The following is a 12625-nucleotide window of genomic DNA, read 5'->3' as shown; positions in this document are numbered from 1 at the left end:
TTATGAAAATCGTCGTGCGGTAACGATGCCGATCAGAATGATCACGGCCCCCGCAAACTCGGTGGCGCTCAGATATTCGTGGAACAGATAGGCGCCGAGCACGGTTGCAATGACAGGCTGTATCAGCAGGGTGATCGAAGAAAGCGCGGCCGGGAGCTTGGCCAGCGCATAGGCAATGAGGCCCTGGCCTCCGACATGCGACACGACAGCCAAGGCCAGCAGCATCAGCATTCCGTTGATCGTGTGCGGAACAAGCGACTCGCCGCGCAGGATCGTGATGGGCAGGAGAATGATCAACGTACCGACGCTGCTCCACGCCATGACGGTCATCGTTCGATAGTTCGAGCGCACGAGGCTGACCGCCAGAAGATATGAGCCGTAAAAAACCGCGGTCAAAAGGCCTAACAGATTTCCTGCCATGTAGGTCGAACCAAAATCCAGCCGATGTCCGATCAGGATGAATGCGCCGGCCAGCGCAAACAGCATTCCGAACAGGAAGCCGGGCTTGAATTTCTTCCCCAGAAACAGGTTGGACCCAAGCACCACGAAGATCGGGGCAAGGTTGGCAAGAAGATTGGAATTGGCCAGCGTAGTCAGCGTCATCGACCAGTGATAAAGCGCCAGATTTCCGGAAAAGATGAATCCGACAAGGATGAGCTTGATCGGAATGGCCGGCATTTTTTCAGTGGGCGAGCCAGTCGTGCGCACGGGCTCGGCTCTTGCCGAAAGCATGTCGAGCAGAAAGAAAATCGGAATTGCCAGCGCAACCCGATAGACCGCGCTCGCGGTTGGAGGCAATTCGCTGTGGCGAAGAAAAACGCCGCCCAGCGCCAACGCCGCCGCGCCAAGCAGAAGCGCAACGAAAGAAAAGAAGTTTTTGCTTTTTGAAGCAACAGGTAGGGCAATAGTCGTCATATTTCGTTCCGGCACGACCGGGTCTCCATCGGTCGTGCCAGCCAGTTTGTTTTTTAAAGCATCAAAAGGGCAGGGCGAAAAGCTATCGCTATTCAAATCCCTCGATCACCATGAGCTGCATATCGGCTGCAGCATCTTTTCGCAATTCCTTTGCAAAGGTGTATTCCGGCGATTCGTAGAATTTTCTCGCCGCATCGGCAGATTTGAATTCGACAAGAACCACGCGCCGATCATCCAGAGCGCCTTCCAAATGCATGCGCTCGCCTCCCCGCGTCAGAAACCTGCCTCCGAACTTTTCTATGATCCCGGGCGTGAGTTGCTTGTATTGGTTGTATTGATCCGGATCCACAATGGACATCCGGCCAATCAGATAGGCGACCATATGACAACCAGGCTTGGCGCCGCCGTTATACGTAAGCCACTTTTCTTTGCTCCGCGGCGACACCGGATTGCAGCAATGCCGCATCCAGAACGTCCCAGAGGCCGGTCAGCGAATCGAGAAAATCGTCCGCGCCTTCGATGACCAAGTGGGCGTACTCGGTTTTCAAGGCGAGTTCGACCGCGGTGCGGGCGTTTTGCTCGTGGTGCTGCTCGGCGCCGACTTCGCCCCAGTGCTCCAGCAGGTAGTGCATTTCAGGCACTTCGAGGTCGGCGTTGTAGATGCCGCTGTCCACCAGGCAATACTTTTCGCCCGGAATCAATTGCTGGTTGGAGATCATTTCCAGCGCCAGCGTGGTGCCGAGATTCCGGTAGGTGTTTTCGATGTCCGTCATCTTGCGGTGATCGAAGACACCGATGGCCTTGCGGACTTGCGCGGTCAACCCGGTGTCCATGTCGTAGCCGGGCAGGGAGCCGAGCAACTGGTTGGAAAAGTCCTTGAGCTTCGCTTCGACCTTTTCCTGGTTGTAGAGGTCTGCAAACACGGGCTTTTCGGCCGACTGATTGACGATGTATCCCGCCATCGTCGCCAGTTCAGGGCCGTGGCCCGATTCGCTCTCGACGATTTCTTCCAGCAGCTCGCTCTGCCTGTGCAGCCCGTGCTCCTTGAGCGCATCCGGAAAACTCCATCCGGGACGCGTGGACGCGCAGAAGCTCTGGATCTGGTGGAAAAGGGCTCCCACAACAGGAGGCTCCGGTTCGATCTTTACCCAATTCTTGAAAATCGGGTGGGAATAGCAACGATGACTTTTAACTCTCTCAACCAGATCGGAAATGGTAACGCTCATTTCGTGCTCCTAATTACAGTTGGTTAAAAAATGCCGTGAAAATTCAATTATTTACTGGCCATCAACATTCGCCCTCCAGGGTGATCAAGTATTTCGACCCGCACATTGGAAAAGCCCGCGCGGAACAATTTTTCAGTCCATTCATCTTCACTGAGAAGCTTCCTGGACATGAAATGATTGTGCAGATGATTGAATGCCGCAGCGAACGGCTTTTCCCAGCTGGATTGAGCAACAGGAATCGCATCGACGATGATCAGCGTGCCCTTGATTGCATTGGCGCAGCAGGCACGCAGCAACGAGTCGAGCGTTTCTTCTTCGGCAGGAAGAAGATCGTGCATGACAAATCCTGCGTGGATGATGTCCGCGTCCCTGATGAGAGAGGCATCTTCCGTGAGGATCTGGATGGGGGCAGTCACGAACTGGAGCCTGTCGCTCATTCCCGCTTCACTGGCTGCGCGAACGGCCTGTTCGGTGGCCGACGCGCTCAGATCAATTCCAACGCCTTTTGAGCCCGGAATTTTCCTGAGCATGCGGATCAGGAACCCGCCGGAGCCTGATCCAAGATCTACGATTTTCTTTGGTGCCATCGCGACGATGGCGTTTTCCGGCTGCGGATAGAAGGATTTTTCGCCCATCCATTTCGATGTGCGGGCGACCAGACCACCGCTGCGTGGGTATTTGAGTTGCGCCTCTTCGTTGTTTTCCGAAAACTCTTTCGCGTTGTTGATCAAGGGGGCGCAAGCGCGGAGCGCCCAGGAAAGATATCCGACTTCATTGATCAATTCGTCGAAATTGCTGCCGGCCTTGTAGGTGGCGGGTGCTTTTTCATCCAACACCTCGATGATTCCGGCCTTGCTCAGGGAGTCGAGGTAGGCGGAAATCACCGATTCCTTGATTCCGCAGGATCGGGACGCCGTTGCAGCGTCCACGACCGGCGATTTCTGGAGAAATTCAATGATTCCGTACTCTGCACCTATTTCCAGCAGGATTGCGGAGCCTGCGAGGGAGGAACCAGTAATGCCGCGATCAACATTTTGCATGGGTCACCTGTGGGTTAAACACTATTGAAAACGAACTAATTACTTTGCGCTGGTCGAAACCATTTAGTTGCACGATAGTCAGCGCGGAGAAACCCGTATTGGTAAAAATTGCGGCCGGAAGCAATCGCGCCAAAAAGACGAATCCGAATTCCGCGCGAGCCGAGCGGAAACAAGAAGCGGAGGAAAGAAGGCCCTCAGCGCATGGCTCGAGGGCCGGGGGAAGCGGCTTCTCAGCAGGTCCGGGCGCGGACGTACTGGAGAGGCGTCATGCCGAAGGTGCGCTTGAAGTGCCTGGTGAGCGCGCTCTGGTCGTAAAAGCCGCTCGCAACAGCGGCTTCGATCAGCGGCCGGCCGGCAGTGAGATGACTGATGGCGGCCCTGAGCCGCAACTGCGTGAGGTACGTGTGGGGCGTCAATCCGATCGTGCGGTTGAATGCGCCGATCAGCTGAAAGGGCGTCAGGTCGGCGGCCGCCGCCATCTGCTCGAGGGTCAATCGCTCTGCAAAAGAGTCGCGCAGCAGTTCAAGCACTGGCGCGAGCACGTTGGCATCTGCCGGCACCGGGAGCACGCGTTGTCCCGGCTGTGCGTGGCTCTGGAAGAGCGTTCCGAAGCTATGAACGAACAACTCCTGCTGCCGCAGAGGGTCCCATTGATCGCTGTTTCCGTCGTAGGCGCGATGAAGTTCCAGAAAGCTGCCGATGAGCTCCTGGTCGCAGTAGATGTTCGATCCGAAGTACCGGGTCTGATCGATGCCCAGTGTCGTCATCAGATGCCTGATGCCCGGCTCGGCCAGATAGAGGGCCCGGTACCGCCAGCGGGCACTGCCGCCCATGCGGCCTGAATGGGGTTCGGCCGGGTTGAAGACGAGGAGCGCCTGCTGATTGGCAATGCCCGTGCGGCCGCGGCTCTTGAATTCGGCGCCTCCAACCTCGGTGACTGCGATCACGAAGGAATGGTGCACGTGGGGCGCGTATTCGTGCGTCGTGAAGTCCGCATGCAGCATGTCCATGCCCGGCATGCCGGGCACATGCCAGTAGCGCGATGTATTCAGAGGGTCCAGCTTGGCCAACGAAGCCTCCGTTTGGATCAGCGGTTGTAACGCTTTCAGCGTCCAACCGGTTGCATGGCACCTGAATGGTGAGCAAGGCTGTCTATTCCAGTGACTACGGCGCGATCTGGGGAGCGGGCGGGGCGGCGCCAGGTCGCTGTAGCCTGAGCACGCAAAGACTGTGCCATTTTGTGGTCCTGGTGTGTCGGGTGCCCGGCCCGGGAAAGAACGGATTCAGGTTCACGAATCGCGAAGAATGATTCACTATGCCTGTAGCGCGGCGAACTTCTGGAGACCTTCATGAACATGCCCCTCGAAAGTACGGCTCTGGCGTTTCAGTTTCCCCTGGCCGATGGCGTCGAGACGCACAGGGTATTCAACCAGGCCAGTGCTTGCACCGGCCACAACGCGTTCACAGGCGATGTGGCTCTACGAGAGCTCGTGGAGCGTCATGCGGCCTGGAGCATTCCTGATGCAACGGCGGTCGGCGCATTGGCGGGCAATGAAGAGGTGCAGGACCTTGCACGATTGGCCAACGAGCACAGCCCGCAACTGCGCACGCATGATCGGTTCGGCAATCGTCTGGACTGGGTCGAGTTTCATCCCGCCTGGCATCAACTCATGGCCCTGGGTTTCGCGCATGGCGTACCGAGCCTTGCATGGACAACCAATGAGCCGTCGGGCCACTTTGCGCGTGCGGTGCTGAGCTACCTGTGGAACCAGGTCGAGAACGGCACCGGATGCCCCACTGGCATGGCATACGCTGCCTGTGCTGGTTTTGCGGGGCGGCCGGAGTTTGCAATGTGGCGGGAGAAGACACTCTCCGGTCGCTACGACCCGCGCCGCCTGCCGCTCCCGCAGAAAACGGGCGCCGTGATCGGCTACGCCATGACCGAGAAGCAGGGCGGCTCCGACCTGCGCCAGACGCAGACCACGGCCACCTTCGTCGGAACCGAGAACGGTGCTCGCATCTACAACGTGACGGGCCACAAGTGGTTCTTTTCGGTTCCGACTTCCGACGGCTTCTACACGCTGGCTCAAACCAATTCGGGCGTGAGCTGCCTTTTCGTTCCGCGCTTCCTGCCGGACGGCAGTGCCAACCGCGTTGCCGTGCAGCGCCTGAAGGACAAGTGCGGAAACCGCTCCAACGCATCGAGCGAGGTCGAGTTCAACAAGACCTGGGCGATGCTGGTCGGCGAAGAGGGACGCGGGATCCGCGAGATCCTGTCGCATGCGCATCTGACCCGCCTCGACTTTGCCGTGGGTTCTGCAGGCCTGATGCGCCAGGCGCTCACGCTGGCGATCAACCACGCATCGACACGCGACGGCTTCGGTCGCCGGATGGCCGACCTGCCCATGCAGACGAATGTGCTGGCGGACCTGGCGCTGGAAAGCGAAGCGGCCATGTTGTCGGCGATGCGTGTCGCACGCGCAACCGACAGCATGGAATCGAACGAACGTGAGCGGCTTCTTGCCCGCGTGGCAACGCCCGTGGTCAAGTACTGGAACTGCCAGCGTGCGACGTACTTCGTCTACGAGGCATTGCAGGTTCACGGCGGCAACGGCTTCATCATGGAGAACCCCATCGCGCGGCTGTACCGCGAGGCGCCACTCAATTCGATCTGGGAAGGCACGACGAACATGATGTGCATGGACGTGGTGCGCGCGCTCGGCCGCGAGAAGGGCTCGCTCGAAGTCTTTCTCGATGAAGTCTCCCAGCCGGGAGTTGCCAACGCGGCGTATGCGAAGTTCATCGCCGGCCTGCGCGACGATCTTTCTGCGGGTGCAGTCGATGAGGGCAATTCGCGCGCCATCGTAACGCGCATGGCTCTTGCGCTCCAGGCGAGCGAGATGCTCAGGCACAGCGATGGCGCGGTGGCACAGCGCTTCGTCGAGTCGCGCCTGGGCGGCCAGCACGCCGGAGTGATGGGGACTCTGGCTACTGGGGCGGATCTGCGCGGAATCGTCTCTCGCGCTGATGTGTCTGAGGCGGCGCAGTCGGTATCCATCTGAAGGCTGGCCTCAAGCCGACTGGCGCTCCCGCTGCAACGGCAGCCACAACACGAACCGCGTTCCCGTCGGTTTGGATTCCCACTGGACCACGCCTTTGATCGCCTGCGCTCGCCGCCGCTGGTTCTGCAGGCCTCGGCCCCCCGCGGACTGATTGCCCATCACCTTCTGGACGTCGAAGCCCTGGCCGTTGTCCTCGATCGTCACCTGCACGCCCGCGCCTTCCAGCGAGGTGCCCACGCGTATCTCCGTCGCGCGCGTGTGCCTCAGGATGTTCGAGATGCTTTCCTGCACGATGCGCAGTATGTGCAGCGCACTCGACGGGTCGAGCCAGTCGAGGGCCGGCAGCTCCTGCACTTCCCACCGCAGCGAGACACCGGTGCCTTCGAGCCGCGGTTCCAGCCGGTAGCGCAGCGTGGCCAGCAGCAGCAGCAGGTCGGCTTCGATCGGCTCCAGCGAGTCGAGCGTGAGCTTCAGGTCGTCCAGGCAGCTCTTGAGAATCTGCGAGACCTTGTCGTCGCTCATGCCGCCGCCTTCGACCGAGCGGATGGCGCTGATCAGCGAAGAGCCGAGGCCGTCGTGCATGTCCTGCATCAGGCGCTGGCGTTCGTCGCTGATGGTCTGCAGGCGCTCGACCTCGCGCAGCCGCCGGTGGCTGAGCTCGAGTTCGGCTTCGCGCTTCTGCAGGCGCTGCGCAAGGCTCGCATTGAGCTGCTCGACCTCGCCGATGGCGTGCATGTAGCGGCGGTACATCAGCGCGCCGAAAACGCTGAAGGTGACGGCGTTGGTGTACGCCCCCAGATACCAGCCTTCGGGGCTGATGAAGTTGTTCTGCAGCAGCCAGTCGGTCATGCCAAGCAGCACGCAGATGCCGATGCCGACCGCGACCAGCCGGCCTTCGGTGGAGCGGCGCCATGCGCTGACGCTACCCACCAGGCAGACCAGCGTGCCCATCAGCGCCGCGACAGCGTAGATCAGGGGCGTTACCTGCGGCGTGTTCTGCACGATGTTCAAGCCGGGCAGGGTGACGAGGCCGATGGTGGTGGTCGCCACGACCACGCCGACGGTCAGCCACTTGAGCTGCAGGCCGTGCAACTGGCGCAGGAAGAAGTGCACCACCATCACCAGCCAGAAGAGCGAGTTGACGGTCAGCCACGCGAACCAGTCATTGGCGACGGGCAGGCTCACGTAGAAGTGCAGTCCCCGCATGAAGGAAGTGGCCGCGAGGTTGAAGAACAGCAGGTAGCCCGTCTCGTCGCGGCGCCTGAACCACACGAACAGCGCGAACACGCCCACGGCCATGAATGCCGCGCCGAGCATCGCGGGCAGCTCCTGCTGCAGCCACTGGCGCATGCCATGGCGCCCCCTGAGTGCGTCGATGGGGCCGATCCACAGCGACGACAGCGCCACCTGGGCGTTGCGGGTGTGCTCCAGGCGCAGGAGGATCTCGCTGGGCGGCTTGCTGTCGGCACTGTTGTCCAGCTGGACCCACAGCGGAGTGCGGGTGCTGTTCCACAACGGGCCCGACTGCTGCGCGCGATGGACCAGTTGTCCGTCGGCATAGACCGCGATGGTGCCGTCGGTCTTGATCCGGATGCCGTACAACGCCAGCGGCCCGGCGTCGGGCGGCAGGCCGCGCGTGGACAGCCTGATCCAGGTCGTGCGCGTCGTCCTGGTGGAGGCGGTCTCCGCCTGGCGCAGCAGCGCGATGGGAAGGGCCAGGGGCAGTTCGACCCGCTTCCAGGTGTCCGGCAGGGCGCCGCTGTCCTGCTTCAACGGCGGAGTGCTGAAGCCCGAGGCTTCATCGACCTGCCAGTCGGCGCGCGTCAGGTGCAGCAGCGAGTCGGACTGCTGCAAGCCGGCCGTCCCGCCCAGGAAGGCACCGATGGCGCCCAGCAGTGCCATCGACAGGACGAGCACCACGTTGGCGAAGAAGGGTGCGGGACGGTAGTTCAAGGGGTGTTCGGATGAGTCGCGCCCAAAGCTGATGCGGCAGCGCTTATGTAACCTATTTTCTCATTCTGTAACCATGCGCGCGATGTTGCTCGTCCAGGGCTTCTCGGTATGGCCCCACCGATCCAGGTCAGCCGTAGTGCATTCACGACAAATGCAGTTCAAGAGTAACTATATGTATGGTTAAATCCCCGCAACTATCGCGAAGAAGACGAGGGATTGCATGAAGCTGCTGCTGAGCATTGCGTTCGCTGCCGTGGCCCTGGCCGGTTGCGCCAGCGCACCGACTACACCCACCGAGCCCGGAACGGGCAGGGGCACTTCCTATGTGCCCATGGTCGCCATGGAGGGCGTGGACAAGGTGCGCTACGACAACGACGTGGCGGAATGCCGCACGGCATCGAACCGCATCACGGCGCGCAGCGAAACCGGCGACGCCATGTGGGGCGCGCTGGGCGTCGGCCTGATCACGGTGTACGGGCAGGGCATCGTCGCCGCGGCGTCGTATACCGGCATCACCGCAGCCGTCATCGACTGGAACGGCCGTCCCGACTCGGAGCTGATTGCCGAGCACCAGCAGATCGCCATCGTGCATTGCATGGCCAAGCGCGGCTATCGCAACCTCGACCCCAACGTGCGCGACTCGTTCTATGGCAACACCTTCGACCCCGGCGTCGTCATGAAGCCGCGCCGCACCGGCGTCGATACCTACAACGTCGAAACGCTGGCCAAGGCCGGCCGCTGCAACCTTCAGCCGCGCGCCGAACTCACGGCCAAGGGCCCCGGCTACGAAACCTACAACGTGCCTTGCGACAACGGCGGAACCTGGGCGGTGCGCTGCGAGTTCGGCAAGTGCCGCGTGCTGGCGCAGGCGCTGATCCGCCGCTCCTGAGCTTTCGATGGGCCCGCGAGGGCCCTGCCTGCTCAGCCGTCGCTCACTTGACGATCATTCCCTTGAGCGCCGGGTCCGGCGGCGGAGCCTTTAGCTTCATCTGACGCATCGTCTTCACCAGCAGCTGCGCGATCATCACGTTGCGGTGCCGCTTGCTGTTGGCTGGCACCACGTACCACGGCGCATGGTCGGTCGAGGTGGCGCCCAGCGCGTTCTGGTAGGCCTGCTGGTAGGCGCTCCACTTGGTGCGGACCTCCAGGTCGTCCATGCTGAACTTCCATTGCTTGCCGGGCGTGTCGATGCGGGCCTGCAGGCGTTCGCGCTGCTCGTCCTTGTCGATGTGGAGCATGCACTTGACCACCACCGTGCCTGTCTCGGTGAGCAGGCGCTCGAAGTCGTTGATCTGCGCGTAGCGGCGTTTTGCCTCGGCCTTGTCGATCCAGCCCTCGACCACGGGCACCAGCACGTCTTCGTAGTGGCTGCGGTTCCACACCATGATCTCCCCGGTGCGCGGCACGACGGCGTGGCAGCGCCAGAGGTAGTCGCGCGCGCGTTCGTCCACGGTCGGCGCCTTGAAGGCCGATACGCGCACACCCAGCGGCGAGGTGCGTGAGAACACCCAGCGCACGGTGCCGTCCTTGCCGCTGGTGTCCATGCCCTGCAGCACCAGCAGCAGCTTGCGCCGTCCCTCGGCGTGCAGCAGGTCCTGCAGCTCGTCGAGCTCGACGGCCAGCGCATCGACTTCGGCGCGCTGGGAGGCTTCGTCGCCCTCGCAGAAGGGCGTGTCGCCGGGGTCGATGTGCGAGAGCTTGAACTTGCCGCCGACGCGGTATTTCTTGAAGCTGGCCATGTAAGCGGGACTCCGTGAAGAACAACGAAGCCGACAGCGTAAGCGATCGACCCGATGGATGGTCGTCAGCGGTCGTCGTCTTCAGGGGGCAGCGAGGCGCTCCAGCGGTTGTCCCAATCGGCATGCTGGCGCACTGCGCCGTCGAGATCGCGCCGGTCGCGCTTGGTGGGGCGGCCCTGTTCGATGGCCAGCGCCGGTTCGCTGCCCATGCGGCGCAGCTCCCGGAAGGCGGCCTGCGCCGCCACGCTTTCGGCTGTTTCCTCGTAGAGCTGCTGCGCGACCGGTGCCGGTCCGCGCTGGCCGCTGAGGCCGAGCACCTTCACGGTTCGCGTCAGCGGGCCCATGCGCATGGCCACGGTGTCGCCCGCCTTGACCTCGCGCGAGGCCTTGGCGACGTCGCCGTTCACCTGCACGCGGTTCTTGCCGATTTCCTCCGCGGCCAGCGAGCGCGTCTTGAAGAAGCGGGCGGCCCAGAGCCATTTGTCGATGCGCAGACGGTCCATGGAGTGTCGGAAGTGGATTTCAGGAATTGTGCCGCGAGAGCGGCGCCGACGACAGCGGCAGGCGCACGACGGCGTCGAGCCCGATCACCTGTTCGGCGCCATCCTCTCCGGCCGGCGCACTGCGGTTGTCGAGGCTGATGCGCCCGCCGAGCGCCAGCACGATCTCGCGGCAGATCGCCAGCCCCAGCCCCGAGCCGCTCGACGTGCTGCCGGCGGAGAAGGGCGCGAACAGGCGCTGCCGCAGCTCGGGCGAGATGCCGGGGCCGCTGTCGCGCACCGTGAGCACCGCGTCCGCGCCTTCGGAGCGCACCGAGACCGACAGCGCGGCGCCCGCGGGGCTCTGCTTGATCGCGTTGTGCAGCAGGTTGCGCGTGAGCTCCTGAAGCATCCAGTGATGGGCCTGCACCGGCACGGGCTCGTCGATGGCGAGTTCGAAGTCGAGCGCCTTGTCGGCCACCAGCGGCGACAGGTCGAGCGCGATCTGCCGGGCCACCTCGCCGAAGTCGAGCGTTACCGACTCCGGCTGCTGGCGCAGTTGCTCCACCTTGGCGAGCGACAGCATCTGGTTGGCCAGCGTGGTCGCGCGCTCCACCGTGTGGCTGATCTCGCCCAGCGCCTGCTCGGGCGCCACGTCGCCGCGCTGCGCCGACTGCACCTGCGCCTTCAGCACGGCCAGCGGCGTGCGCAGCTGGTGGGCGCTGTCGCGCACGAAGCGCTTCTGGTGGTCCAGCAGCTGCTGCAGCCGGCCCATGACCTGCGTGGTGGCGTCGATCAGCGGCCGCAGCTCGCGCGGCGCGTCGGGCGCGTCGATGGGCGAGAGGTCGTCGGCCTGGCGCTTCTCGATGGCTTCGCCAAGCTCGCGCACCGACCGCGTGGCGCGCTGCACCACGAACACGGTGACCAGCGCGATCACGCCCATCAGCAGCAGCTGGCGCCACAGCGTGTCGATCAGCAGCTTGCGCACCAGTGTCTCGCGCAGCTCCAGCGTCTCGGCCACCTGCACCACGGCCATGCCGCGGCCGGTTGCGCTTGCCACCGGCTGCAGCAGCACCGCGACGCGCACCGGCTGGTTGCGGAACTGCGCGTCGTAGAAGTCGACCAGCGCCGCATACGCGCTGCGGTCCGGAATGCGGCCGCGCCAGAACGGCAGCTCGGCAAAGCCCGAGATCATTTCACCGTCGAGCGCCGAGACCCGGTAGAACAGCCGGCTGCGGTTGTCGGCCTCGAAGGCCTCGAGCGCGGAATAGGGCACGATGGCCCGCAGCTGCGCCAGGTCGTCGTAGCCCTCCACGTCGAGCTGTTCGCCGATGGTCTTGGCCGATGCGAGCAGCGTGCGGTCGTAGGCCGTGGTGGCGGCCGCGAGGCTCTGGCGGTACAGGCTCACGCTATTGATCACGATGAACACCGCAATCGGCGCGAGGATGCCGAGCAGCAGCCGCGCACGAAGCGAAGAGACGCGGGTCATGCCTCGGGGCGCAATAAATAGCCGAGGCCGCGCATGGTCATCAGCACCGCGCCGGTGCCCGCGAGCTTCTTGCGCAGGCGGTACACCACCACCTCGATAGCTTCGTACTGCACCTCGGTCTCGCCCGGAAACACCAGCTCGAACAGGCGCTCCTTGGTCACGGCGTGGCCCGGCTTCATCATCAGCGCCTTCAGCAGCGCCAGCTCGCGCGGCGTGAGTTCGAGCAGTTCGGCGCGGTTGTAGATGGCGCCGTTGTCGGGCTCGAAGCGCAGCCCGCCTATCTCCTGCGGGTTGAGCCCCGCGTCCGGTCCGGCAACGCCGTGGCTGCGCCGGCGCAGCGCGCGAATGCGGGCTTCGAGTTCGTCGAGGTCGAAGGGCTTGGGCAGGTAGTCGTCGGCACCGGCGTTCAGGCCGACGATGCGGTCGCCGACCGTACCGCGCGCCGTCAGCAGCAGCACCGGCGTGCGCAGACCCTCGGCGCGGGCCTGGGCCAGCACCTGCAGGCCGTCGAGGTTGGGCAGGCTCAGGTCGAGGGCGACCACGTCGGGCTCGATGGCGCGCCACTGGGCGACGGCTTCGGCCCCGTCGCCGCAGACGCGCACGTCGATCCGGCGGCGCCCGAGGGTTCGCTGCAGGGTGATTTGCATCGATGGGTCGTCTTCGACCAGCAGCAGCTTCATACGGTGGCGGCGGGCGTGTTTACTTTGGTGTTTTCCCCAGTC

12 protein-coding genes are annotated in these 12625 nt (G+C 63.2%); 2 read left to right on the top strand and 10 right to left on the bottom strand.

Going from position 1 to position 12625, the window contains the following annotated elements:
• The 5 genes from ACN9MV_RS18710 to ACN9MV_RS18690 all read right to left on the bottom strand — a co-directional run bounded on the left by ACN9MV_RS18710 (nt 1) and on the right by ACN9MV_RS18690 (nt 4251).
• A complete protein-coding gene (locus tag ACN9MV_RS18710) occupies nt 1-915 on the bottom strand; it encodes a DMT family transporter (protein WP_426388930.1) in 915 nt (304 codons plus the stop codon).
• An 88-nt stretch (nt 916-1003) separates the two neighbouring features.
• Nucleotides 1004-1297: a DUF1330 domain-containing protein gene (locus ACN9MV_RS18705; RefSeq protein ID WP_093056416.1), complete on the bottom strand. Its 294-nt coding sequence runs from the start codon at nt 1295-1297 to the stop codon at nt 1004-1006.
• Between the two features lie 25 nt (nt 1298-1322).
• Entirely contained in the window at nt 1323-2141 is an 819-nt protein-coding gene (locus ACN9MV_RS18700) for a hypothetical protein (protein WP_093056417.1), read from the bottom strand.
• Nucleotides 2142-2188: 47 nt separating this feature from the next.
• A complete protein-coding gene (locus ACN9MV_RS18695) occupies nt 2189-3181 on the bottom strand; it encodes a class I SAM-dependent methyltransferase (protein ID WP_093175927.1) in 993 nt (330 codons plus the stop codon).
• A 230-nt stretch (nt 3182-3411) separates the two neighbouring features.
• Entirely contained in the window at nt 3412-4251 is an 840-nt protein-coding gene (locus ACN9MV_RS18690; protein ID WP_093073695.1) for an AraC family transcriptional regulator, read from the bottom strand.
• Between the two features lie 279 nt (nt 4252-4530).
• Here ACN9MV_RS18690 and ACN9MV_RS18685 point away from each other — a divergent pair, with 279 nt between their 5' ends.
• Nucleotides 4531-6243, top strand: coding sequence for an acyl-CoA dehydrogenase family protein (locus ACN9MV_RS18685; RefSeq protein ID WP_426388928.1), 1713 nt, complete (start codon nt 4531-4533; stop codon nt 6241-6243).
• A gap of 9 nt (nt 6244-6252) precedes the next feature.
• Here the strand turns inward: ACN9MV_RS18685 and ACN9MV_RS18680 are convergent, their stop codons facing one another.
• On the bottom strand, nt 6253-8196 hold the full coding sequence (locus ACN9MV_RS18680) for an ATP-binding protein (protein WP_426388927.1): 1944 nt from the start codon (nt 8194-8196) through the stop codon (nt 6253-6255).
• A gap of 220 nt (nt 8197-8416) precedes the next feature.
• Here ACN9MV_RS18680 and ACN9MV_RS18675 point away from each other — a divergent pair, with 220 nt between their 5' ends.
• Nucleotides 8417-9085, top strand: a complete 669-nt coding sequence (locus tag ACN9MV_RS18675) for a hypothetical protein (protein ID WP_093073697.1) — start codon at nt 8417-8419, stop codon at nt 9083-9085.
• A gap of 43 nt (nt 9086-9128) precedes the next feature.
• On the opposite strand, the gene ACN9MV_RS18670 is transcribed toward ACN9MV_RS18675, so the two are convergent.
• From ACN9MV_RS18670 to ACN9MV_RS18655, 4 genes are all read right to left on the bottom strand, one after another.
• The gene (locus ACN9MV_RS18670; RefSeq protein ID WP_093073699.1) at nt 9129-9935 is read right to left on the bottom strand and encodes a PPK2 family polyphosphate kinase; all 807 of its coding nucleotides are present in this window, start codon (nt 9933-9935) and stop codon (nt 9129-9131) included.
• A 65-nt stretch (nt 9936-10000) separates the two neighbouring features.
• Entirely contained in the window at nt 10001-10438 is a 438-nt protein-coding gene (locus ACN9MV_RS18665; protein ID WP_093056422.1) for an RNA-binding S4 domain-containing protein, read from the bottom strand.
• Between the two features lie 19 nt (nt 10439-10457).
• The gene (locus ACN9MV_RS18660; protein ID WP_426388926.1) at nt 10458-11903 is read right to left on the bottom strand and encodes a sensor histidine kinase; all 1446 of its coding nucleotides are present in this window, start codon (nt 11901-11903) and stop codon (nt 10458-10460) included.
• Complete coding sequence (locus tag ACN9MV_RS18655) at nt 11900-12583, bottom strand: response regulator transcription factor (protein WP_093056424.1); 684 nt, start codon at nt 12581-12583, stop codon at nt 11900-11902. The genes ACN9MV_RS18660 and ACN9MV_RS18655 overlap by 4 nt, the downstream gene beginning before the upstream one ends.
• Nucleotides 12584-12625 lie beyond the last annotated feature (42 nt).

This window comes from Variovorax sp. R-27 (assembly GCF_049913215.1).
GTDB lineage: Bacteria > Pseudomonadota > Gammaproteobacteria > Burkholderiales > Burkholderiaceae_C > Variovorax.
This window is presented reverse-complemented; position numbering and strand designations above follow the sequence as displayed.